Below are 23,810 nucleotides of genomic sequence, written 5' to 3' on the forward strand. Positions count from 1 at the left end.
TATATGGCGAAACAATCAAATATTGAAATTGACGGTACTATTGTTGAAGCACTAAGTAACGCAATGTTCAGGGTAGAATTAGAAAATGGACACATAGTAACGGCTCATATTTCAGGTAAAATGAGAATGCACTATATTAAAATTTTACCAGGCGATAAAGTGAAGTTGGAAATGAGTCCATATGATTTAACAAAAGCAAGAATTACATTCAGATACAAATAAGAGTTTAAAATAAAGGACATGAAAGTTAGAGCATCCATAAAAAAAAGAAGCGTTGATTGTAAGATCGTACGTCGTAAGGGTAAATTGTTCGTAATCAACAAAAAAAACCCGAAATTTAAACAAAGACAAAAGTAATTTTTATCTTTGCAAACGTTTTTTAATAATTATATTTAATAGAAATGGCACGTATAGCTGGTATTGATTTACCTAAAAACAAAAGAGGCGTAATAGGTTTAACCTATATTTACGGTATTGGAAGCAGTAGAGCTTCTAAAATCCTTAGTGAGGCTGGTATTCACGAAGACAAGAAAGTAACTGATTGGACTGACGAAGAGCAAAATGCAATTCGTAACCTTATCAATAATAACTTTAAAATTGAAGGTGCTTTACGTTCAGAAACTCAGCTAAACATTAAGCGTTTAACTGATATCAATAGCTACCGTGGAATCCGCCACCGTAACAGTCTTCCTGTTCGTGGTCAACGTTCTAAAACAAATGCACGTACACGTAAGGGTAAACGTAAGACAATTGCCAACAAGAAAATGGCAACTAAATAATAAATAAATTACAATAGATTTAGATAAAAATGGCAAAACAACCAACAGCCGCTAACAACGCAAAAGCTACTCAACGTAAACGTACTGTAAAGGTAGAAGCGATCGGTGAGGCTCACATTAGCGCTACATTTAATAACATTATTATTTCATTAACCAACATGAGCGGGCAAGTAATTTCTTGGAGCAGTGCTGGTAAAATGGGATTCCGTGGTTCTAAAAAGAACACGCCTTACGCAGCACAAATGGCAGCGCAAGATTGCAGTAAAGTTGCTCATGAGGCAGGTTTGCGCAAAGTAAAAGTTTACGTTAAAGGACCAGGTGGTGGAAGAGAAAGTGCTATCAGAACGATTGCAGCTTCTGGAATCGAAGTTTCTGAGATCATGGATATTACTCCAATTCCTCACAACGGTTGTCGTCCTCCAAAACGTCGTAGAGTTTAAACAATAAAAGCCGGTCCTTCCAGTTATGGGAGGATTTGGAGTTGATAATCTATAGGGTTTTCAACTTAAATAATAACCCGACTGAATTAGGTCCATTGATCATTTCAGTCACAATAAAAAACAATTATTTAAAATGGCAAGGTACACAGGTCCAAAATCAAAAATCGCGCGTAAATTCAGAGAGCCAATCTTTGGCCCGGATAAAGCGTTAGAAAAGAAAAATTACCCTCCGGGGCAACACGGTAACACCAAAAAACGTTCAAAACAATCTGAATACGCAATTCAGTTGATGGAAAAGCAAAAAGCTAAGTATACTTATGGTATCTTGGAAAAACAATTTGCTAGAACTTTTGATAAAGCAGCTCGTACGCACGGAATTACTGGTGAAATCTTATTACAATTAATTGAAAGTCGTTTAGACAACGTAGTTTACCGTTTAGGAATTGCTCCTTCACGTCGTGGTGCACGTCAATTAGTTTCTCACGCGCATATTACCGTTAACGGTTCTATCGTTAATATTGCTTCTTATACACTTAAACCAGGTGATGTAATTGGGGTACGTGAAAAATCACAATCAATGGAAATTATTACAAATTCTATATCTGGTGCTGTTAACAAACACGCTTGGTTAGATTTCGATAAGGCAACTTTGAGCGGAAAGTTTATTTCTCGCCCTGAGCGTTCACAGATTCCTGAAAATATCAAGGAACAGTTGATTGTGGAGTTGTACTCTAAATAATAAAATAATTTAATAAACTTAATACAAGCTAAAGATATGGCAATTTTAAATTTCGTAAAACCTGATAAGGTTATTATGATTAACTCAACCGAAACAACAGGCCAATTTGAGTTTAGACCACTTGAGCCGGGTTTTGGTATTACAATAGGAAACTCTTTACGTCGTATTTTGTTATCTTCATTAGAAGGTTACGCAATTACTTCTTTACGTGTTGAAGGTGTTGATCATGAGTTTTCAACCATCAAAGGTGTTGTTGAAGACGTTACGGAGATAGTGTTGAACTTAAAACAAGTTCGTTTCAAAAAACAATTAGATAATCACGATAACGAAAAAATTACTGTTCATTTTGCTGGTGCTGATAAATTCACAGCCGGTGATATTGGAAAATATGTAAATGGATTTCAGATTTTAAATCCAGACTTAGTAATTTTCAATTGTGATCCTTCTGTTCGTTTGAAAATGGAATTAACAGTTGAGCGTGGCCGTGGTTACGTTCCTGCTGAAGAAAACAAAAGTAACAGTGCTCCAATTGGTACAATTTTCATCGATTCAATTTACACTCCAATTAAGAATGTAAAATATACCATCGAAAACTACCGTGTTGAACAAAAAACAGATTACGAACGTCTTATTTTAGATATCGTTACTGATGGTTCTGTTCACCCTAAGGATGCATTAAAAGAAGCTGCTAAGATTCTTATTTTCCACTTCATGTTATTCTCTGACGAAAAAATTACTTTGGATGCAGAAGAAAAACGTAATGAAGAAGAATTTGACGAAACAAGCCTTCACATGCGTCAATTATTAAAAACCAAGTTAGTAGACATGGATCTTTCAGTTCGTGCTCTAAACTGCTTAAAAGCGGCTGACGTTGAAACTTTAGGAGAACTTGTTTCTTTTAACAAGAACGACTTATTGAAATTCAGAAACTTTGGTAAAAAATCATTAACAGAATTAGAAGACTTAGTACAAGCTAAAACACTTCAATTCGGTATGAATGTTGCAAAATATAAATTAGATAAAGACTAAAATTGATTGACAATTGAAAAGATTTACAATGTGCAATTTGTAAATCGTAAATTGTAAATTACAAAATCGAAAATTAAAATGAGACACGGAGATAAAATAAATAATTTAGGTAGAAAAACCGCTCACCGTCATGCTTTGCTAATGAACTTAGCTATTGCTTTGATTGAAAACAAGCGTATTTTTACTACTCTAGCAAAAGCGAAAGCCTTACGTTTATACGTTGAGCCGCTTATTACAAAAAGTAAACAAGACACTACTCATAGCCGTCGTACTGCTTTCTCTTACTTAAGAAGTAAGGAAGCTGTTAGCACTTTATTTGGTGATATTGCTACTAAAGTTGCAGAGCGTAACGGTGGTTATACCCGTATCATTAAGACGGGTAACCGTCAGGGTGATGCTGCTGAAATGGCAATGATTGAATTGGTAGATTTTAATGAGATCTACACAAACGGTAAAAAAGGTTCTACTACTGCTAAAGCTAAAACGACTCGTAGAAGTCGTGGTGCTAAAAAAACTGCACCAGCTAAAGGAGCTTCTGCTGACACTTCATCTGTTGAAGAAGCTACAGAAGAAAACTAATCTTTGTTAAGTATATTTAAAAACCCGTTTCAGGATTCTGAGACGGGTTTTTTATTTAGTGGTGAAAGCTAATTGTTAAATTGTAATTATGGTATTTTATTTTATTATCTTTATTTAAGCAATATCATTTCAGTGCCCATTAGACAACTCAATTAACCATCTTGGTCGAATCCCTCAGATATCTTGTTTTTTTCCTGATAGTACAACACTGTTGTCTTTTAAATGCGCAATTAGAGACAAAAAAAAGATTTGTAAATAATTCAGATGTATTTGGGACGCGCAATTTTATTGAGAATAAAGGGCAATTTTCTAATCCAGTGGGGAAAGAAAAAATTTTATTTGTGTACGATCATCTTGGAGAAAAAATTTCTTTTACCTCAAAGGGCTTGATATATGAATTTGTAAAGCCTCCTTTGCAGAAAAAAATTAATCCTAGTGAAGAAGAGGAGGAAGAAGAAAAAAATGAGGAAGAGTCTCTAGTCAAAGTTCGTGTTTTAATGAATTGGCTAGATGCAAACTCCAGTGTTGAAATAAATTCTTCAGCCAAACAAAGCCATTATTTTACTTACGGTGTAAAGGAATATAACTCTTCAACATTTAAAAAGATTACCTATAAAAATATTTATAAAAATATAGATATAGAATATTGGATTCCAACCGATAAAACACACGGCATAAAGTATAACATTATCCTTCACACTGGGGCAAAAGTGCAAGATATTAAGATGAAATACAGTGGTGCAATAAAAAACATGACTATTCTTGAGACTGGAGATTTGTTGGTTAAAACACGACTGGAAAATATCATGGAAAGAGCTCCTGTGAGTTTTTACGAGGATAAAACCCCTGTTGCCTCAAACTTTGTTCTTCATAAAAACATTGTAAGTTTCAGTTTATCAGTTGCACCTGACGATTCAAGGGATTTAATCATTGATCCTTGGATTACCGCCATTACAACGCTGAGCAATAACAACTATGGATACGATGTTGACTATGATGTGAATGGAAATACGTTTATTTATGGTGGAAATGTGGCTGGTGGATCTCGGTGCAAAGAGGCAATGTATAATTCTACTGGTACCCTTATTTGGACGTTTTCGGGTCTGCTAGTTACACCAGCACCAGTTTGGAATTCTGGAACGACTTGGTCAAGTAATTTTAAGGTACATAAATTAACTGGAAAAACATACGTTTCAAGAAACCAAGGTCTTCCAAACGTTATAAGACTTGATGTAAGTGGTAACTACGATAATTTTATAGGACCTGCTACTGGTAACATTCTCGAGGTATGGAATATGGAGATTAATTGTAATGGAGATCTCATTATTTATGGAGGAGGAGCAACATCTGGTGAAATAATAAACACCAACACTGGGGTTATTTCTTTGTTGACAGGATTTAATCCAACAGTAACTGGCTGCTGTCAGGATATTTTATCTAACGCTATTGATGATGCGGGCAATATTTTTGTTTGTTATTCGGGACACGCATCTTTAAATAATAATCTCGCGCAAATAAGTCCAACGTTTACAAACACACTATGGCTTGCGCCAAGTGGATTTAACGTGTTCACATATTTGCAAAGCAAAACTCTTTATGTGGGAGCTACGGCAGGAAATGCTGTTGCCTTTAATGCCCTTGCTGTAAATGGTAATTATTTATACTATTATGATGGATCAAATTTAGCTGCGTATAATAAAACAAACGGAAGTATACTTGGTTCAGTCACAATTACAGGGCTCACTGGGAGGGTGCAGGGTGGCATAGCGGTTGATGACTGTGATCATATTTATATTGGCGGAAACGGGTCTGTTTTATCCTATTCGTTTAGTGGTTCTACATTTAGCGTTATGCCGTCTATTTCTTTAGGAACCACGGTTACTAATCAGTATGTGTACGACGTGCAACTTGATCGTATTAATAAAGTGTTACATGTAACAGGCAGTGGATTTGTCGGCACGTATTCTGCGATTAGCAGTCTCACTTGTAATTCAAACTACTGTAACTGTATGCTACCTCTTATAACTTTGAATACAGCTTCGGTAACCTGCCCAAACATAGGAGCTTCAACTGTAAATATTGTGGGCATTCCAGGCCCTTATACCTACTCGTGGACACCAACTAGTCAGACCACTTCGATAGCCACTGGCCTTAGTCCTGGAACATACACTGTAGCAATAACAAGTTTGAGTTGTAATACAAGTTATTCGGCAGAAACAACTTTCACAGCAGCTAATACTATTTCACTAACTATTAGCAGCACATCCATTACTTGCGCTAATCTTGGATCAGCAACTTTAGTACCATTTGGGATTCTGCCTCCCTATTCCTACACGTGGATGCCCACTTCGCAAAATAGTTCTGTAGCTTCGGGTTTAAGTCCAGGAAATTATACCGTATCAGTTTTTAGTGGTGGGTGCAATTTTAACTACACTACAACAACCTACTTTAATTCATTAATACCATTAACAGGTAATTTTAGTAATTCCGATAGTGTTACCTGCTTTGGTGCTGCAACAGGTACAGGAAATATTACTGGTATCGCAGGAGGCTCGGGTAACGAATTTTACTTTTGGGGAAACGGACTTAATACATATACAACCGCATATACCAATAGTTTAACTGCCGGTATTTGGTCAGTTAGCGCTACCGATGTATTAACGGGTTGCAAGATCTTTCAAACATTTTATGTATCGCAACCGCCTCAACTTGTGTTGCAGCTTTCATCTAATACGCCGACCAATTGTGTTGGAACTACGATTGTTTTAACTGGCACTAATGCCGGCGGGAGGCAGTTTACTAGCGGGCCTGCCTATAATTACACTTGGACAGGAGGTCCGGCAATTAACACACACAGTGTAAGTGAAATTGTTGCCGGTGTACATATGTACACTTTGAGTAGTTCAGATGCAAATAATTGTTTAACGAGTAACAGTATTCCAGTGGACTTTATCCCCAACCCAACATTGAGCGTAAGTAACGTGTCTATATGTCCATTAGAAACTGCGACATTAATCGCCGGAGGGGCTAGCTCCTACACCTGGAATTCTACTTTTGTGGGTGCAAATTTTTCGGCATCGCCTCTGGCAAATCAACAATTCACTGTTGTAGGGTCTGCTCTTTCCTGCACTGCGTCTGCCACAGCAAGTGTGATTTTAAAACCGGTGCCGGTTCCGTTCATACAAAGTAATAGTCCTAGATGTAACGGTGATAATCTTACATTACTTGGTATTGGTGGTGTTTCTTATAATTGGGTTGGTCCAACAAGCTATACTTCAGTAAACCAGAGTAATACCATTGGGCTGGTAGCACCTATCAATGCAGGGGTTTATAACTTAACGGTCACTGCCGCAAACACTTGTTCAGCATCAACATCTGCAACTGTGGTTGTAAACCCTACGCCAACACTCTCTGCAACGGGAAGTACGGTATGCACTACGCAAACATTAAATTTTTCTGTAATGGCTTTAACAGGTTCTAGTTACAAATGGACAGGTCCTCAGAATTATAATTCGGTGCTTCAAAATCCATCTATTATAAATCCAGCAACAAACACAAGTGGAACTTACACTATTAAAATAACAAGTATAGAAGGTTGTACTAATACCGCTATTACTCATGCAAGTGTTGTAAGTCCACCATCACTTAGTATTTCTTTGAGCAGTGGAAGCATTTGTTCGCAAGGATTTAATGGTTCGACAACTAGTCTTACTTTAAACACTTCAGGTGCTAATACGTATACACTGATTACTCCAAGCAATGTTTCGAATTCTAATCCTGCGGGTCCTTCTGCAACACTCACAAGCGTGGCTCCTTTTCTTTCTGGTGTAATAACGTTTACTTTAGAAGGTTCAAATGGGATTTGTACTTCAATCTCTACACGTAATTTTACAATCTTACCTAATCCGACAATAACGATAAGTTCTGGTTCACCAGCTATCTGTGCGAAGCAAAATTTTACCTACACAACTACCGGCGCAACAAATTATTTTTGGGGCTCCGATGTTACAGGACTTTCTCTATTAAATCAAGGACAACTGGCCATTGCTAGCCCTAGTGTAAGCTCGATTTATTCGGTTTATGGATCAAGTGTTGGTTGCAATAGCGAAACAAGGCACTCAACCATTACAGTTAATGCCATACCAGTTTTTAGCCTCAATCCAAGTACGCCTACCATTTGTTTGACTGGAAAAATTACTTTAGAAGCACTGGGCACTGCTGATAATTATTTATGGAATCCTTTTGCTGGTTTAAATAATATTGTTGGGAGTACTGTAATTGCAAGCCCTAGTACAGAGCAAACCTATACTGTGGTGGGTTCATTAAATAGTTGTACGGCTTCAGCTGCTATTACTGTTAGTGTTTTTGCACTTCCTACGCCAATGATTAATGTTATCAAAGATAAAGTTTGTGTAAATGAAACTATCACTCTTCAAGGCACAGGGGGAGAAAGATATGATTGGTACAGTCCTTTGGGTGCTTTACCAAACAATTCTAATATTGGTCAGAATGTGAGTTTCCTTGCAAATCACGCTGAGTTTAATGGTACTTATTCTTTGGTTGTTACAGATAAGAATGGATGTAAGGCGTTAGCAACAACCTTAATTACAGTTTATAGTTTGCCAACTTCATATATAAATAGCACTATAACAAGAGTTTGTGTGCCATTTGGTGCAGACTTCAATTGGGGCTCTGTATCAGACTCTAGTTTTAATATTGATATTAAATGGCGATTGGATACAAGTACTTTTTACGGCAAAAAATTCTCCTATCCTTTTACGAAACCGGGTAGTTATGTTATTACTGGTTTTTTCAAAGATACAATTACTAGCTGCAGTAATACAGGAACGTTTTTAGTAACGGCGCATCCACAACCTAAAGCTGATTTTATTTATAATCCTGAACATCCTGTGGAAGATGCAAATGAAGTGGTTTTTACAAATACTTCTGAGGGTGAACTTCAGCAAAAATGGAACTGGTATTTTATGAATAATGATGGTTTAAAATCAGAAAAAGAAATTTGTTTTTACACCTTTAAGGAGGCCGGTATTTACCCGGTAGCGCTTGTAGTTAGTGATGTTTGGGGATGTTCCGATACGGTTGTAAAGAATATTGCGGTTGATGAAGATTTTAATTTATTTGTCCCAAATGTGTTTACTCCTAATGGTGATAACCAAAATGATATTTTCTTGCCTATAATGAGAGGCGTAAAACTATATGAACTTACTATTTTTAACCGCTGGGGAGAGTTGATGTTTACTACAACAGATACACAGAGTGGTTGGAATGGCTATTATAAAGGTCAAATTTGTCAAAACGCTGTGTACACTTGGAAAATAAGTCTGTCTACAAAGTCTGGACAAATGAAGCAGTTAAACGGACACATTACCATTAGCAAGTGATTTTAACTGATGTAGAATTTGGTTGGGCTTGCTAGAATAATCTTGATAATTTTTATTTTTTATCTGCAGTTTTAGAACTCAAAAGTTTATCTTCTTTAATATCAATTACCTCCTCTATAAATTTCATTAACAAAGCCTTTTCTTTTTTTACTATAGGAGGAAAACTATCTGCTACCTTTATAATTGTGCTTATAAAATGGCATTTCATATCAGTACTGAAATAGTGAGAATTTGCTTTAATCTCTTTAATAGCCCAATTCATAGCAGTTTGAGTATCTGTTAGATCTTTAGAGAAAAGTTTAAAAATAATTTCAGTTTCAATAATATCTTTTGAGATACTTTGGCTAAATTCTTTTTTTAAAATATCGCTTAACATGGTTCTTTCTTCAACTTGAATAGCACCATCGGCCATTGCCATGGCATAACAAGCCTCTCCCAAGGCATAATAAAGATTTTTTACAGCTGTTTCCATTATTGTTTAATTAAAGAATTATAAAAGTTATTTCACTTAAACAAAGATAAAGCTATTTAGTATTTCTGAAAGTTTTATTGTGTTAAGATGGCTTAAAAGCTGTGTTCCTTGTGTTTAGCGGGCTTGTCTGATAAAGCGTGTTTAATTAATCTTTTTTATGTGCGTTTTTAAGCGTATTTTACATGGCTTAATTAAGTTTATATGACATCAGAAGGTATGAAGAAGTACCCGCGTTTTGTTGCGGTTGATAAGACAGTTTTTTTTCCAACATTGCAAAAAAGGGTAAGTGATTATTTCAAAGAGAATAATATCTCCAGAAATGCAAATGCTGCAATGGTTATAAAAACAATTGTATTGTTATCAGGGTTTGTTGTACCTCTTATTTTGATGATCGTATTGCACCTTAAACCATGGGCAGTATTAACATTATATACGGTTATGGGTTTTGCAAAAGCCGGAATTGGTATGTCGGTAATGCATGATGCGAATCATGGGGCCTATTCAAAAAACAAACAGGTGAATACTTGGTTAGGATATAGTCTCAACTTAATTGGAGGGATGGTTTTTAATTGGAAACTTCAACATAACGTACTTCACCATACTTACACGAATATTCATGGTATGGACGATGATATTGAAGAAAAATTGGTTCTTCGTTTTTCTCCGCATTCTGCACCTCGTAAATTTCATAAGTTTCAATTTTTGTATGTGTTTTTCTTTTACGGAATTCTTACTTTTTATTGGGTTTTAGCGAAAGATATAATTCAGTATTATAAATACAGGAAAAATGGCGTTAATCGTTTTAGTACCAGTGAAAACAGATCTTATTTCTGGAGAATGATTTTTTTAAAATTATTTTATATCGCTTATGTGATTATTTTGCCTATTGTATTTCAAGATTATTCAATTGGATTAATAATAGGAGGTTTTTTACTTTCTCATTTTATTGGAGGTTTGGTATTGGGTATTGTTTTTCAACTGGCGCACTCTGTTCAGGAAGCAGAATTTCCATTACCAAATGAGTCTAACGTTATAGAAGAAGATTGGGCTGTACATCAAATGAAAACAACAGTTAATTTTGCTCGTGAGAACAAACTGTTATCTTGGTATGTGGGTGGCCTGAACTATCAGGTAGAGCATCATTTATTTCCGAATATTTGCCACGTGCATTATCCTGAAATATCCAAAATCGTTGAAGAAACCGCAAAGGAGTTTAATGTGCCTTATTTGTGTGCGGATACGCTTAAAAAGGCTCTGGGATCACATTTGAGGATGCTTAAAAAGTTTGGTTATACTTTTGAGTTGGATGTGGCGGCGATGTAAAGAAATTAATGTAAAACAAAAAAAACGAGTAAATACTTATTTACTCGTTTTTTTTGTTTCTCCAACAGACTATGTTGGTTCTGTTTTTGTATGTTTTTGAAGGCCACTGCCAACGAGGGTTTAGTCTATACAGATACCGCAGTTTTACTCACTTGTCGGTAAAGAAAAGAAGTGCAAATATGTCTTCTTGCAAAACGCGCTTGAGAATCGGCATTGATAAATTTCGCATAGGTGTTTTCAGGAACGCCGATGTATTCATAAGCGCTTCCATCAGAAAAATCAATTCTTAAACGTTTTGTTTTGTATTGAATATCGGCTATTCCAGATGTACTAAATGTTTTGGTGTAGTTTTCAAGATTGGATTCAGCGGTTTCTTTAGAGATACTAACCAAGGTATGATAAGCTTCAATAATCTGTTTGCTTTTTTCTTCTGCTAGAACTTTATTTTCGTCGTCATCTTGAAACTTATCAGGATGATATTCTTTCATGAAATTACGGTACAGGGTTTTAAGGTCATTTAATGTAATGTCCTTGTCAGCACCCATTAATTTTCGGTATTCTATTATTTTTTTCATGCCTGCTCTGTGTTCAATGTTTTGCGCTGCTTAAGCGGCCGCAAAGATACTCTATTTATAGGTTCAAGACTGTTAAAAAGCCAGATATATCCAGTTTACGAGATCCGAATAGAATAATAATTAAGAGAGACAATTAAATCCTGCCATCTAATCTTCTTTAATCACCTTAAAAGTTTGTAAATCCTTTTGAGCAATTGCTTTCACTAAATAAATGCCATTGCTAAATTCGGTCAGATTAATAACATGTATGCCGTTTTGAAAAAAATCATGCAAAACAATACTGCCAAGTGTATTGTAAATATAAATTTCAGTGTACATAACGGTTTCCACAGTGAAGTAACCATTATTTGGATTTGGATATAATTTTAGAATTCCATTGTTGTGGAACAATTCTTCAATTTCAGTACAGTTTGAAACTTGTATAGTAATTACTTTATTATTCTTACATCCAGTTGTGTTGTCTGTTCCGCTAACAGTATAAGTGGTGGTTGAACCTGGTGAAAATACGGCAAGTGATCCAGTGGTTGTAGTCGGGTTCCAATTATAAACATTCGCACCGCTTGCTGTTAAGTTTGTAGTTTCACCAGTACAGATCGTAAAGCTACCTGTTACATTTATAGTTGGATTGGAATAAATAGTGATGCTGCTTGTTGCCGTAGCAGTGCATGAATTAACATCAGATACAGTCATTGTATAAACACCGGAATTGTTTAGTGAAACCTGTGAAATTATCGGGTTCTGTAGACCCGAACTAAAACCAAACGGCCCGGTCCAAGAATAATTAATTCCACCAGTTCCGTTAATACTTAATGTTTGTCCAACACAAAGCGATGCATTGCTGCTGATGCCTGCTATGGGCTTGGCTAAGACATTGACAGAAACTGAGTTTGTGGACATACAACCTAAGGCATCAGAGCCTGTTACGCTATAAATTGCACTTGTCGTTGGACTGACGGTAAAGGTATTCCCCGCAATGTTTCCAGGCGACCAGTTATAGGAAATAGCGCCAGAGGTAGTAAGTGTCGCAATTGTCTGTGGGCAAATTGAAACGTTTGAAACAATTAGTATTGGTCCCATAACAAAATACACTGAAATTGTTGTCGTTCCCATACAGCCTTTAGAATCTGTGGCAATCACAGTGTAAATATAATTTCCTGCCTGGCTCTCATTAACAACATTAAGATAAGCCGGCTGCCCATTGACCCATGTATATTGAAGAACCGGTGTGCCGCCAGACGAATTGGCGGCCATGGAAACTGCAGTACCAACGCAGGCTGTGGGTGATGAAACGGTTATTGTAGTAGTAATGGGTAATGGTTGAAGGATCTGTAGCGTTTTTGTAACGGAGCACTGACTGGTAACATCCAGGATGCTAACTGAATAAAGCCCTGCTGCGAGGCTGTTTACTGTTGCTGAATTAAGAGGACTTCCGCTCCAGGTATAACTATAGGTTCCGGAACCGCCTGCTGGAAACACTGTTGCCCCTCCAGTAGCACTTCCGTAACAAGATGCGAGGAGTGTATTAACGGACGCTGAAATAACAGTATTACTAATTACAGTAGTTGTACTGAATATACAGCCATTACTGTTTCCATTATCTTTTATATCGACAGTATAGACCCCCTGACTTAAATTGGTTGCTGACTGCGTATTTTGCAGACCTGGACTCCATGTATAGGAATAAGGTCCAACCCCTCCGGTAACATTGGCTGTAGCAGAACTCGGTGCGCAGGTGGGTGGAGGTGAGAGAATCGAAACGGTAGGCATGTTGTTAATAACAATTGTTTGCCGCAAGGTATCTGATTTGCCGCAGAGATAATTTGAAACCAATTGAACAGTGAAAGTACCAGAACTGCTATATGAATGTGTAGGACTGGCGAGGGTAGAAGTATTAGCAGTGCCAGAAGACGGATCACCGAAATTCCAGGAACAGGTGCTAAGGGTATAGCCAGTAAATGGGCAGATAGAAGGCGTGTTATAAGCCAAGGTATTACAATTCACAAAAGGCACAAAGCTGAATGTAAAAGGAGATGGCGCCTGTTCAAAAAAATTGCTTACAAAATTTGGCAGTCCAAGCTGGCAGATATTGGTCCCCAAAGACTGGCCGTTGATAGAATAATTGCTTGCCGCACTAAAATTATTGGGATTGTTGATCACCCCAAGCGTCGTTTGGCCGGGCTTGGCTATATAAATTTTACCATCCACACCCAATTGCATGGTTCCTTTTGTTTTCGCAGTATCATTACTATTTTCACCAGGATCAAGAATTGTGCCTATGTAAACCAGTGGAGGCACACAAAAATTCATCTGAGCCACTGCTCCATTATAGTTATAATAGAACCTTTTTCCATCAGGAGAGAATTCACAGCCATACGCCCAGGCGCGGCCCAGTGTATTAGTGCAACTGGTTACACCTGATATGAAGGCCTGAGGGTTACTTAGTATGCCGCTCGAATTGTCGAAATTAAATATCTCCCAAGTAAAATAGGATATCCACCCACTTTGGCATGATTCTGTGTAAACTGCCGCCAACTTTTTTCCATTGGGAGAGAATTTAAGCGTGCCACACCTGCTAGGGCCATTATTTGGTGTTGGCGTAAACGTGTTGGTCATTGGCGATACCACAGCTGTGGTGCTAACGCCAGCGCTCGTGAGCAGGTATGCGCGAAAGTTGTCGCTGTTAATTTCATGCACCATCACCCAAACATCACTTTGATTACAAGCCTTTGTTGCGGCAATTTTTTCCTCGCAGGGTGCCGCGTATAACGTGGCATTTTTTACTGTTACTGATCCGTTGCCGGAAGCAAGGCTCATGTCAACAATTGAATAATTGAGTCCTGCATTACCGCCACCACCCTGCATTGTGAAAACATAATAGAGGTTTGCACTAGCTGGTCTTTTCGCAATAACGCTCGACTGGGCAGAATTCGTACCAGTTAACCCGCCGCCATTGGCCATCACCGAATGTGTTTGATCCCAAATGGTCATGCCATCGGTATAAAATAAAAGATTACCTGCCGCGTCAGAGATACTCGCATTCCCATACATGGCGTTTAACGCGCCATTGCTCAAGGTAGAAGGAGGTGTTGCCGAGAAAGAAAGCCCGGCATTGTTGCCAAAATACCAATTTTTGGTTTCGTTTTGAGATTGTCCCGTCTGACTTAAGTGAATTAAGAACAAGACAAAGAAATATTTTAGCGAATTACGCATAAAATCGAGCTATAAATTCAGCACTAAGCAGAATTAATATAAATAAAGTAATTGTGGTTAAACACAACTCTTTTCCAGAATGGAACGTATGAACAAAAAGGAAAAAAATTGGTAAATCAAAACTAACGATTAAAATTGTTTACGAAAGTTATTTAACACTTGAAAAATAGAAAAACGGATTGCAAATTGTTTTGCCGCCCTTAAAATTTAAAAACCCTGTAAACTTGCTGTTTACAGGGTTTTTTAGTGTTCTTCTTGCGGACTGGACGGGACTCGAACCCGCGACCTCCGCCGTGACAGGGCGGCATTCTAACCAGCTGAACTACCAATCCGTTTCCCGTGGTTAATTCGGGAGTGCAAATTTACTAGATTTATTTTATTTACCAAAATTATTTTAGCAATTAAATTGATAAAATCTGGCCAACATGATTTTTGCTTTCCACATCCTTAATAACCTTTTTTATAAGACCATTTTGATCGATAAGAAAGCTCGTTCGCACAATACCATCATATATCTTACCAAAAAGCATTTTAAGCCCCCATACATCATAAGACTGAATGATTTTCATATCAAAATCGGCCAAAAGTGGGAAGGGGAGAGCGTGTTTTTTTGCAAATTTTGCATGTGACTTTTCTGAATCAGCGCTTACACCCACAACTGCATAGTTTTTGTTAGACAGCAATGAAAATTCATCTCTTAAATTACACGCCTGTTTTGTACAAGTGGGAGTATCATCCTTGGGATAAAAATAAAGCACCAAATTTTTTCCAACGAAATCGTTTAAACGAATAGTACTTCCGTTTTGATCTTTCGCTTCAAAATCTGGTGCTTTGTCTCCAGCTTTTAATGAAGTGGAGTGGCCAATAAATTTATCTGTGCTATTCTTCTTCTTCGTTTCGTTCATTCTGGTTGTCTCTCATGCTATCCTCGCCATCATTATCATCGTCATTGAACGAAGTCTGTTGATCGTTGTTTTCTCTGGTATAACTACTTACTTCAGAGTGGTTGTAATTATTATTACTTGACTCTGCAGGTAATTCAGGACTTATCATTTCATTCTCTTTTTGATGAGTAGTAATGATAAAGTCCGAAACTGTTTCTGTAAAACTAATACTTTCAGGAGCTATTTTTTTTACGGTTTTTATCACTTTAGAAACGGTAGGTTTTTTTCTAATTACTTTTTTTGTAGGTTTAGTGACAGCTTTTGTTACCGTTTTTTTAGCCAGAGAGGTTTTCTTTTTAGCGGCTTTCTTAATTACCTTTTTCGGAGAGTTTTTTTTAACAGCCACTTTTTTAATTACCTTTTTTTTAGCCACGGGCTTTTTTTTGATTGAAGGCTTGGCCTTTGCAGCGGTTTTCTTGACAGACTTCACTGTTTTTTTTGCTGTAATTTTTTTGCCACGCACAGCTACAGGTTTCTTTTTAGCCGCTGCTTTCTTTGCAGGTTTAGTTGCTTTTTTTACTGCCTTTTTTATTGGTTTCTTGGTTGATTTTTTTGATGATTTTTTTCCGCCTTTGGCGGATGTTTTTTTTACGATCTTCTTAGCCATAGGAATTGTTTTTAGTTGTTGATATTATTTTGTTTTATATAATTCTTTTCAAAATACTTACAATGCAATTTTAGAGAACAGCCATCACACTTTGGATTACGTGCTAAGCAAACATACCGACCGTGTAAAATTAACCAATGGTGAGCTTTTGGCACAAGATGTTCTGGTATAAATTTAATTAATTGTTTTTCGGATTGCAAGGGGTTTTTAGCATTCGTTGTTAAACCTATTCGGTTACTGACTCTAAACACATGGGTGTCAACAGCCATAGTTGGCTTGTCGAATATAACCGAAGCGATTACATTCGCCGTTTTTCTTCCAACTCCAGGTAGTTTTATTAATAGGTTAACGTCTGAAGGCACCAAACTTTTAAAATCTTTCACAAGCATAGTTGCCATCCCCACAAGGTGCTTTGCTTTGTTGTTGGGGTAACTAATACTTCTAATATAAGTAAATAGTGTTTCAGGTGAAGCCAAAGACATTGCTTGAGAAGTGGGGTAGTCTTTGAATAATTTAGGTGTTGTAAGGTTTACACGTTTATCGGTACACTGTGCACTTAAAATTACAGCAACTAGAAGTTCAAAAGGATTTGAATAAGTTAATTCAGTTTGGGCGGGAGCCTCATTATTTTCGAAGTAAGCGAGTACTTTATCGTATCGTTCTTGTTTGGTCATTTTGTAGTACCTTAGATTGAATGATTGGTTTTGTCATTAGGGAGTAAATTTAATTTATTTTCTATTTAGGACTATGAAGTAATGCTTAATTTTGTTTAAAGTAAATTATGTTTCGATCTTTTTTTAATACACTTGGTTTTTTAGTTCTTCTTCAAACCTCTTGCAAAGAACCATCATCAAATACAAATGATAAAAGGGTGGATAATGCGCACACGGATAAGGTAATTAAAGAACAATTTATTAAGGCGAACCAGCAGCTTATGGTAAAGGAAAATGATGAAATGGATTATTATGCAAAAAGTCATAAAATGCCCTTTCAAAAAACCACTTCAGGCATTAGGTTTTATGTATATAAACCATCTGCAAAAGGAGATAGTATTAGAGATAGTATGCGGGTAAGTATTAATTTTGAGATTAAGTTACTTGATGGAACTCTTTGCTATTCATCAAAAACTCAGGGTCGTAGAGATTTCATGATAGGTCACGAAGATATTGAAAGTGGTATTCACAAGGGTCTACAGTATTTAAAACGTGGTGATAAAGCACTTTTATTAATTCCTTCACCACTTGCACACGGTTTATTGGGGGACTTTAATAAGATTCCTCCACAAATGCCTATTCTTTGTGATATAGAAGTTTTTTAGATTTAAACTTTAACGCCTATAATTAACACATCATCCACCTGCTCAAGGCTCCCCTTCCATTTCTCAAAGCTTTCGTCAATAATTTCTTTTTGTCTATCAACATGTTTTTCTGCAACGTCAATAAATATTTTACGTAATTGCTTGTGCATAAATTTTTTACCATCTGGTCCACCAAATTGATCGCCATATCCATCTGTAAATGTATAAATCATGTCACCTTTTTCAAGATCAATTTCGTTGAATGTAAATAGTGCGTTATCATCATGAGATTTTCCAACCGGCATTTTATCGGCTTTACAGTTGATAATCGTATTCTTACGAATTATACAAAAACTATTGTTTGCAGCGGCAAATTGAAGTTTCATATTTTTGCGGTCAAGTTTGCATAAAATGGCATCCATGCCATCTTTACTTTCCTCGAGACTACCTTCAGGATTGAGAGCTCTGATAATTCCGCTTTTTACTTCGTTTAAAACAAGGTCAGGGCGAGTGATTTTTTGATTAACTGCATCATTTAATTTACTTATGTTTAACAGACTCATAAAGGCTCCCGGAACGCCGTGTCCGGTGCAATCAGCTGTAATGTATATGAAACTATCTTGATGTTTTGATGCCCAATAAAAATCACCGGCTACAATGTCTTTAGGTTTAAATAAAATGAAATGTTCGTCTAAGTTGGCGCTCATTAGGCTGCTGTTAGCCATTAAAGCGGTTTGTATTCGCTTAGCATAATTTATACTATCAACAATTTCTTTTTGTTTTTCGTCGACCAGATGCTTTTGTTTTTCTATTTCATTTTTTTGTTCTGAAAGTAATTTATTTGCTTTTCTTCTTTGGTTATTGCTTCTAATTGAAAAGAAGAGAAGGAGGATACCAACTGCTGAAAGTACTGCAATAATAGAGATTACATTTTTTTGTTTGCCGATTGTTCCGGTTGCCTCATCAATTTCAGTCTTTTTCTTTCGGATTTCAATATCTTGACTTTCCATTAAATTCTTTTGCTCCTGAATTCTTGTACTCACCTGATCATATTCGTGTTGTTTGGACTTTAAAATTTCGAGTTTTACTTTAAGAGTATCTTCCATTTGTAAAATCATGGTTTCCTTAGCCTTTTTTTCCTCTTCTAAAGTTTTATAGCTTGTAAGAATTTTTTTAATGTCGTCTTTATCAACCCTTACTTCACCGTCTCCAGAAGAGGCAATAGCATCTAATTTATCAAAAATAGATTTCCATTCGCCTTCTTTCACAATAGCAGATTCATAAAGTTGATCCTTTACGATTAAGTTTGATTCAACTAATTTTGGCTTATTAATAATATATTTTATTCTACCACCAGTTTCTGCAAACGAGATCATAGACCTTTTAAAATCTGGTAGTTTTTCCGCAACCATTAAAATACCTTTACCTCTTATTTTAGAATAAGCAGACCATAAATTATCGTTACGTGACCCATCTACAACCAACATTTGGCAATCGGTTCTAATGTCGTTAATGCCGCGGCAATAAATCACTCTAATTGGAATTTTGTTTCTGAACTTCACAATGTTTTGAATTCCTTTTAACTGGTTATGCAAGTCTTCAGAACTCATAACACAAATAATAAACTCTGACATATTTTCTTCATTGGGCCATATTACATAATTGGTGAATTTATAAATGTATACAGCCTTGAGGCGAGCGCTTTTTTCTAAGTCTACTTTTGGTTTTGTTTGTGATGTAATAAAGAAGGGAATCAATAAGCTAATGACTAGCAGCAATGTTATCTTAATTTTAATGGTCACGTTTAAAATAATTTGATTATGATAAAGTTAATATAGTTGTGCTAATATACTTTTTCATTTTGAATAAAAATAACTTTTCAAGCTTTTTCGAATTAATATGTCTAAAAAATTTAGTTTTCTATAGTTTTTTTACCAACTAGAGTATATTGAGAAGATTTTCGATAAATAAGTTTTTTTGTTCGATAAATAGAATTTATGATACTACGAAACAGATGTTTGTTTTTTTTGACTAGTATTTAACGGAGTTGCCCTAAAAAAGGAAGGAATATAGTTTAACCGTTACTCATTATTTTGGTTATTTTTGTCATGCGCAGTGGGATTGAGTTTATTTTATGAGCGTGTTACCCAGAAGTTACTTTCGAAGAGGAAATGATGAGTCAGAGATTTACTTTATTTTACGCCGGATTCACCGTTTATGCACCTGCATTATATTTTAGTAAGTTAGAGCTTGTTAATCTTCATAAATCTGAAGAAAATGATTTATTGAAAGGAGTTATTTCTAAATTTTCAAATGATATAAGGGAGAGTGAACCTGAGAGTTTTTCCCATCTTAAAACGGCGATAAGTATTGCTAAACAATTAGAAATTGAAATTCCGCCAACCCCAATTAATTCTGAGAATTATTTTAGTTGGTTAGATTATTATATCGAGAGTATTGAGAAGGAATTTCCAATGGGGCGCATTGACCATTATTATTTTCTATATGCCAGGAAAATTTCAGAAGTTGTTTGCAATTTACAATTGTTGCGAACGTATATTAATCTCACTCAGTCTACAAATTCTTATTTTGATTTTTCAAAAAAGATTGAGAAATCTGATAAGGATATTGAGTTTATACTTTTTAAATTAATGCCTGCGGCGGCTTTGTTATCTGGTGAACCGCGACAAAATTATTTTAATATTTACTATAAAAATTTATGTACTGGGTATCAACCGATTAAGATAATGATATCTGAAAATCCTAAAGAGATTAATTTTTTGAAACTCGAAGCCTCTATTAGAGCTTACGAGACTGTAGTAATGGATGGTTTTAAGAAATGTATTTCCTTGTTGAAAGAATTGGGTGTTTAGAAAGTGTTACTTATAAATTAAACCCTATAATTAGGATATCATCAACTTGTTCATTTTCATCCTTCCATTCAAGATGCTCTTTTTTAATGTTTTTTTCTTGACTTGAAAAGTCTAATGTTGAGTTCTTAATGAGTAATTCTTTAAACTTACCCGTACTGTACTTTTTATCTTTTGTACCGCCAAATTGGTCAGCATACCCGTCAGTAAATATATAAAAAGTATCTCCCCTGTTGGTATCAATGGTGTGCGTTGTATATACAATAGTTTCGTCTCTGTCTTTTTGTTTAGTACCTATTGGAATTTTATCGGCTTTTATTTCGGTAAGTTCCCCGGATTTATTTATGATCCAAAGAGGACGCATTGCACCTGAATACTCCAATGTGTTTTTTTTGTAATTGATTTTACATATGGCAATGTCCATTCCGTCTTTAGATTCAGATTCATTTTTATGAAGAACACCTAGAACTCCGTTATTTAGTTCTAAAAGAATATTTTTAGGATCGGTAATTTTTTCTTCATTTACTATTCTATTTAATTGGTTGTGGCCAATTAGACTCATAAATGCCCCAGGAACACCATGCCCGGTGCAATCTACTGCTGCAATAATACAGGAGTCTTCAAAGTGTGTAAACCAGTAAAAGTCACCACTAACAATGTCTTTTGTCATATAAAGAACAAATGAGTTTGGAAGGTAGGTTTTAAGCAGTTCGTCGCTAGGCAAGATAGCGTGTTGTATTTTTCTGGCGTAAGAAATACTATCTGTTATATCTTTATTTTTTTGTAGGATTATTTGTTCGTGTTTTTTTCTAATGGAAACGTCGGTATCAATAATGATGATTTTTTTAAGAATTCCTTGTTCATCAAAAATTGGGGTCAGGGTAGATGATTCCCATGTTTCGGTGCCTGATTCAACTTTTTTATTGAGAGATTCGTAATTAACCGAACGTTTATTGGAGACAGCGTCTTGAATGATTTCACGAATATTAGCATTATTACTCAATTCATAAATTGTTTCACCATAGGTTTTCGTTAAATCTTCCATACTAAGCTTATTAAGCTTAGTAAAACTTTCATTCACGTATTCCAGTTTTCCGTTTGCATCAAGTATTAACACAACATTATCAGTTTTACTTGCAACCAACGAAAGCTGCTCTAACTCAATGTTTTTGCTTTCAATTATTTTTGACTGTTTTTCAATTTGAAAAGTTCTCTCTTTTACGCGACGTTCTAATAAAGCATTTTCTCTTTGAAGAGCCTCGAGTCTATATTTAACAAACAAATAAATTCCAAACGAACCAATGGATATTACAGTGAGCCAAAACCACCAGCGTTTCCAGATGGGCGTTAATATGATGATTGAGTGGGTAACTGGTTCACTCCAAATTTCCTCTTCATTTTTAACCTGAAGCATGAATGTATAATTGCCTGGGTTAAGGTTGTTGTAGTTGATTGTTTTTCCTTCATCTGCATAAAGCCAATCGTCTTCAAGACCATGAAGTTTATATCTAAAAAAAAGTTTACCTGGATTCTTCAACCAAATGCCATCAAAATTAAAGCCGATATTGTTCTGATTGTATTTAAATTCAAAAATGGAATCTATTGGAAATGGTTTATACTGTAAAAAGAATGATTTAATAAAGGCAATAGGTTTAATGGAATCAGAAGATTCAGAGTTGGTTCTAAAGGTTAAAACGCCAGAGTTTGTCCCACTATAAATCTTATTATCATAAAAGAAAATAGCATTCAAGTTAGGCTCAAGTTCACCCTCATACAGGTCGTAGTAACTTATAGAATCGTTCGAACAGTTTATCTTATCAATACCTCTTGAGTTAACAGCATAAATTGTATTCTGGGAACTCACAAGTTGCTGTGGTTGCTCATCTCTCAGACCTTTTGTAAGGTTGATACATTTAAGTGATTTGCCATCGTATTTTACAATTCCGTCTGAATTTGAACTAGCCCAAATAGTATTATTTTTATCCTTACATAAAGAGAAAACTGTATTTGAGTTTAACTTGAATTTTTTTGTTAGGTCGGTAAATTTGTTGTTTTCAAAAACTTGTAACCCTCCACCGTCGGTTGCTAAAAATAGTTTTGACGAATTATCTGTGATAGATGCATATACATAATTGCTTCCTAAACCTTCAGACTCGGTATATGTTTTTTCTATGGTGAAGATTTTCTTCATTCCTTCGAATTCAACTCTTGCTTGAACTAGACCGCCACCGAGCGTAGAAATGTAAACGGTGTTCTTATCAGAAAAATAAATATTACTGATGTTATCATTTGCTAATCCGTCTTCTTTTGAATTTATAATAACGCTGTTTTTTGTTTCTGAACTCATAATAATAATGCCATTACCGTAAGTGCCAAACCAAATATTTCCATCAGGAGCTTTTATAGCACAAGAAATAGTGTATTTATCAAGATCTTGTATTTTAGTAATGACGGTTTTTCCCTCTGCGTCATTCATTATTTTTGAAATACCTTTTGTTGTTCCAATCCAAATTGCATTGTCGTTGTCAATGGCAAGAGCGAGTATTTTATCGTCTACTAATCCTTTGGAAGCATTTATGAAGTTATAACGTCTTTCGGTTAGGTGACTAATTCCATTTTTTGAGGCTAACCAGATTTGTTTTTCTCTGTCAATAAAGGCGCACTTTATGGAGGATTCAAATATATATTGCTGATAATTGTAGACACTAATCACACCTTTGTTTATTTGTAATAAGCCTTTTTTTTCTGTGGCAATAATTAAATTGTTTTGGTTTTCACTAAAAGCGTTTATTACAGGACCAAGAGCCCAATTATTGAAAAATGGAATACGTTCTATTTTTCTTTTATCAAGATTGTAGTAACACACTCCTGAGTCTTGCATGGAGATAAGGAGTTTGTTTGATTTGTACGTGATGTCTCTTACAATGTTATCTGGTAATCCGTTTTTATCAGAAATGGCATAAAATTGAGGTGTTTCAAAGATGGATTTAATCTCGCTAATGCCAGCGTCGCCGCCAGCCCACAAGGTGTTCTTTTCATCCCCTGTTAATTTGTAAATAACATTATCACTTAAACCCTTTTCGGTTGTTAGATGAGTGAAATTACCTTTAGATAAGCAATAAATACCATTTCCATATGTGCCTATACATATGCCTGCTTTTAACTCACAAAAAGAAGTTATTTTTTCGGTATTGGGTTTAGAAGGAAAGACGAGGGAATCAACTGAATTTTTTTTAATAAAATAAATCTTTCCGTCCTTTGTTCCAACCCAAATAGTTTCTCTTGAGTCAACAAATAACGCTGATATTTCTTTTTTTAGTACTGGGAATTTTTTTGAAATTTCCGTACTAAATTTGCCATCGAATTGAAAAAGTCCTTCGTTTGTGCCGAGCCACAAATAGCCTGTGAAATCTTGGGTAATAACATTAACGGCCGTATTTTTTTTTCCGCTAAAAGAAAAATGATTTTTAATTTGTAATTGAGAGAATAGTTGAGTGCTGCATGAAAATAAAACAAGCGTTATTTTAATTAGTTTCAACACCAG

19 protein-coding genes and 1 tRNA gene are annotated in these 23,810 nt (G+C 35.7%); 11 read left to right on the forward strand and 9 right to left on the reverse strand.

Annotated features, from left to right (window positions below; translation table 11 throughout):
- Positions 1 to 3: 3 nt before the first annotated feature.
- From infA to P2086_RS11815, 8 genes are all read left to right on the forward strand, one after another.
- Positions 4 to 222 (forward strand): translation initiation factor IF-1, encoded by a 219-nt coding sequence (gene infA, locus P2086_RS11780; RefSeq protein ID WP_317896942.1) that lies wholly within the window; start codon positions 4 to 6, stop codon positions 220 to 222.
- A gap of 18 nt (positions 223 to 240) precedes the next feature.
- On the forward strand, positions 241 to 357 hold the full coding sequence (gene rpmJ / locus P2086_RS11785) for a 50S ribosomal protein L36 (RefSeq protein WP_317896943.1): 117 nt from the start codon (positions 241 to 243) through the stop codon (positions 355 to 357).
- A 44-nt stretch (positions 358 to 401) separates the two neighbouring features.
- The gene (rpsM, locus tag P2086_RS11790) at positions 402 to 779 is read left to right on the forward strand and encodes a 30S ribosomal protein S13 (protein ID WP_317896944.1); all 378 of its coding nucleotides are present in this window, start codon (positions 402 to 404) and stop codon (positions 777 to 779) included.
- A 29-nt stretch (positions 780 to 808) separates the two neighbouring features.
- Complete coding sequence (gene rpsK, locus P2086_RS11795; RefSeq protein WP_317896945.1) at positions 809 to 1,219, forward strand: 30S ribosomal protein S11; 411 nt, start codon at positions 809 to 811, stop codon at positions 1,217 to 1,219.
- 133 nt (positions 1,220 to 1,352) lie between these two features.
- On the forward strand, positions 1,353 to 1,958 hold the full coding sequence (gene rpsD, locus P2086_RS11800) for a 30S ribosomal protein S4 (protein ID WP_317896946.1): 606 nt from the start codon (positions 1,353 to 1,355) through the stop codon (positions 1,956 to 1,958).
- A 36-nt stretch (positions 1,959 to 1,994) separates the two neighbouring features.
- Complete coding sequence (locus P2086_RS11805; RefSeq protein WP_317896947.1) at positions 1,995 to 2,987, forward strand: DNA-directed RNA polymerase subunit alpha; 993 nt, start codon at positions 1,995 to 1,997, stop codon at positions 2,985 to 2,987.
- 78 nt (positions 2,988 to 3,065) lie between these two features.
- Complete coding sequence (rplQ, locus tag P2086_RS11810; protein ID WP_317896948.1) at positions 3,066 to 3,566, forward strand: 50S ribosomal protein L17; 501 nt, start codon at positions 3,066 to 3,068, stop codon at positions 3,564 to 3,566.
- A gap of 317 nt (positions 3,567 to 3,883) precedes the next feature.
- On the forward strand, positions 3,884 to 8,968 hold the full coding sequence (locus P2086_RS11815) for a DUF7948 domain-containing protein (protein WP_317896949.1): 5,085 nt from the start codon (positions 3,884 to 3,886) through the stop codon (positions 8,966 to 8,968).
- A gap of 52 nt (positions 8,969 to 9,020) precedes the next feature.
- Here P2086_RS11815 and P2086_RS11820 read toward each other — a convergent pair whose 3' ends face one another.
- The gene (locus tag P2086_RS11820) at positions 9,021 to 9,440 is read right to left on the reverse strand and encodes a hypothetical protein (protein ID WP_317896950.1); all 420 of its coding nucleotides are present in this window, start codon (positions 9,438 to 9,440) and stop codon (positions 9,021 to 9,023) included.
- A gap of 201 nt (positions 9,441 to 9,641) precedes the next feature.
- Between P2086_RS11820 and P2086_RS11825 the strand changes: the two genes are divergently transcribed.
- Positions 9,642 to 10,763, forward strand: coding sequence for a fatty acid desaturase family protein (locus tag P2086_RS11825; RefSeq protein ID WP_317896951.1), 1,122 nt, complete (start codon positions 9,642 to 9,644; stop codon positions 10,761 to 10,763).
- A 125-nt stretch (positions 10,764 to 10,888) separates the two neighbouring features.
- Here the strand turns inward: P2086_RS11825 and P2086_RS11830 are convergent, their stop codons facing one another.
- The 6 genes from P2086_RS11830 to nth form a co-directional block, all read right to left on the reverse strand.
- On the reverse strand, positions 10,889 to 11,338 hold the full coding sequence (locus P2086_RS11830) for a KTSC domain-containing protein (protein WP_317896952.1): 450 nt from the start codon (positions 11,336 to 11,338) through the stop codon (positions 10,889 to 10,891).
- Positions 11,339 to 11,485: 147 nt separating this feature from the next.
- Complete coding sequence (locus tag P2086_RS11835) at positions 11,486 to 14,548, reverse strand: T9SS type A sorting domain-containing protein (RefSeq protein ID WP_317896953.1); 3,063 nt, start codon at positions 14,546 to 14,548, stop codon at positions 11,486 to 11,488.
- Between the two features lie 258 nt (positions 14,549 to 14,806).
- A tRNA-Asp gene (locus P2086_RS11840) sits at positions 14,807 to 14,880 on the reverse strand.
- Positions 14,881 to 14,949: 69 nt separating this feature from the next.
- Positions 14,950 to 15,453 (reverse strand): thioredoxin-dependent thiol peroxidase, encoded by a 504-nt coding sequence (bcp, locus tag P2086_RS11845; RefSeq protein ID WP_317896954.1) that lies wholly within the window; start codon positions 15,451 to 15,453, stop codon positions 14,950 to 14,952.
- Positions 15,428 to 16,099 (reverse strand): hypothetical protein, encoded by a 672-nt coding sequence (locus P2086_RS11850; protein ID WP_317896955.1) that lies wholly within the window; start codon positions 16,097 to 16,099, stop codon positions 15,428 to 15,430. The genes bcp and P2086_RS11850 overlap by 26 nt, the downstream gene beginning before the upstream one ends.
- A gap of 11 nt (positions 16,100 to 16,110) precedes the next feature.
- Entirely contained in the window at positions 16,111 to 16,773 is a 663-nt protein-coding gene (nth, locus tag P2086_RS11855; RefSeq protein ID WP_317896956.1) for an endonuclease III, read from the reverse strand.
- A 107-nt stretch (positions 16,774 to 16,880) separates the two neighbouring features.
- On the opposite strand from nth, the gene P2086_RS11860 reads away from it, so the two are divergent.
- Positions 16,881 to 17,417, forward strand: coding sequence for an FKBP-type peptidyl-prolyl cis-trans isomerase (locus tag P2086_RS11860; protein WP_317896957.1), 537 nt, complete (start codon positions 16,881 to 16,883; stop codon positions 17,415 to 17,417).
- A gap of 2 nt (positions 17,418 to 17,419) precedes the next feature.
- On the opposite strand, the gene P2086_RS11865 is transcribed toward P2086_RS11860, so the two are convergent.
- Positions 17,420 to 19,198 (reverse strand): YfiR/HmsC family protein, encoded by a 1,779-nt coding sequence (locus tag P2086_RS11865; protein ID WP_317896958.1) that lies wholly within the window; start codon positions 19,196 to 19,198, stop codon positions 17,420 to 17,422.
- Positions 19,199 to 19,567: 369 nt separating this feature from the next.
- On the opposite strand from P2086_RS11865, the gene P2086_RS11870 reads away from it, so the two are divergent.
- Positions 19,568 to 20,269 carry a hypothetical protein gene (locus P2086_RS11870; RefSeq protein WP_317896959.1) on the forward strand — a complete coding sequence of 234 codons (702 nt, stop codon included), beginning with the start codon at positions 19,568 to 19,570 and terminating at the stop codon, positions 20,267 to 20,269.
- A gap of 10 nt (positions 20,270 to 20,279) precedes the next feature.
- Here the strand turns inward: P2086_RS11870 and P2086_RS11875 are convergent, their stop codons facing one another.
- Positions 20,280 to 23,807, reverse strand: coding sequence for a two-component regulator propeller domain-containing protein (locus P2086_RS11875; protein WP_317896960.1), 3,528 nt, complete (start codon positions 23,805 to 23,807; stop codon positions 20,280 to 20,282).
- Between the last annotated feature and the right edge of the window lie 3 nt (positions 23,808 to 23,810).

It is taken from the genome of Aurantibacillus circumpalustris, from assembly GCF_029625215.1.
Taxonomy (GTDB): Bacteria; Bacteroidota; Bacteroidia; order B-17B0; family Aurantibacillaceae; genus Aurantibacillus; species Aurantibacillus circumpalustris.

Excerpts from the sequence above, each read along its gene's own strand:
- infA (WP_317896942.1), top strand. The coding sequence starts at position 4 with ATGGCGAAACAATCAAATATTGAAATTGACGGTACTATTGTTGAAGCA.
- rpmJ (WP_317896943.1), top strand. The coding sequence starts at position 241 with ATGAAAGTTAGAGCATCCATAAAAAAAAGAAGCGTTGATTGTAAGATC.
- rpsM (WP_317896944.1), top strand. The coding sequence starts at position 402 with ATGGCACGTATAGCTGGTATTGATTTACCTAAAAACAAAAGAGGCGTA.
- rpsK (WP_317896945.1), top strand. The coding sequence starts at position 809 with ATGGCAAAACAACCAACAGCCGCTAACAACGCAAAAGCTACTCAACGT.
- rpsD (WP_317896946.1), top strand. The coding sequence starts at position 1,353 with ATGGCAAGGTACACAGGTCCAAAATCAAAAATCGCGCGTAAATTCAGA.
- P2086_RS11805 (WP_317896947.1), top strand. The coding sequence starts at position 1,995 with ATGGCAATTTTAAATTTCGTAAAACCTGATAAGGTTATTATGATTAAC.
- rplQ (WP_317896948.1), top strand. The coding sequence starts at position 3,066 with ATGAGACACGGAGATAAAATAAATAATTTAGGTAGAAAAACCGCTCAC.
- P2086_RS11820 (WP_317896950.1), bottom strand. The coding sequence starts at position 9,440 with ATGGAAACAGCTGTAAAAAATCTTTATTATGCCTTGGGAGAGGCTTGT.
- P2086_RS11825 (WP_317896951.1), top strand. The coding sequence starts at position 9,642 with ATGACATCAGAAGGTATGAAGAAGTACCCGCGTTTTGTTGCGGTTGAT.
- P2086_RS11830 (WP_317896952.1), bottom strand. The coding sequence starts at position 11,338 with ATGAAAAAAATAATAGAATACCGAAAATTAATGGGTGCTGACAAGGAC.
- P2086_RS11835 (WP_317896953.1), bottom strand. The coding sequence starts at position 14,548 with ATGCGTAATTCGCTAAAATATTTCTTTGTCTTGTTCTTAATTCACTTA.
- bcp (WP_317896954.1), bottom strand. The coding sequence starts at position 15,453 with ATGAACGAAACGAAGAAGAAGAATAGCACAGATAAATTTATTGGCCAC.
- P2086_RS11850 (WP_317896955.1), bottom strand. The coding sequence starts at position 16,099 with ATGGCTAAGAAGATCGTAAAAAAAACATCCGCCAAAGGCGGAAAAAAA.
- nth (WP_317896956.1), bottom strand. The coding sequence starts at position 16,773 with ATGACCAAACAAGAACGATACGATAAAGTACTCGCTTACTTCGAAAAT.
- P2086_RS11860 (WP_317896957.1), top strand. The coding sequence starts at position 16,881 with ATGTTTCGATCTTTTTTTAATACACTTGGTTTTTTAGTTCTTCTTCAA.
- P2086_RS11870 (WP_317896959.1), top strand. The coding sequence starts at position 19,568 with ATGATGAGTCAGAGATTTACTTTATTTTACGCCGGATTCACCGTTTAT.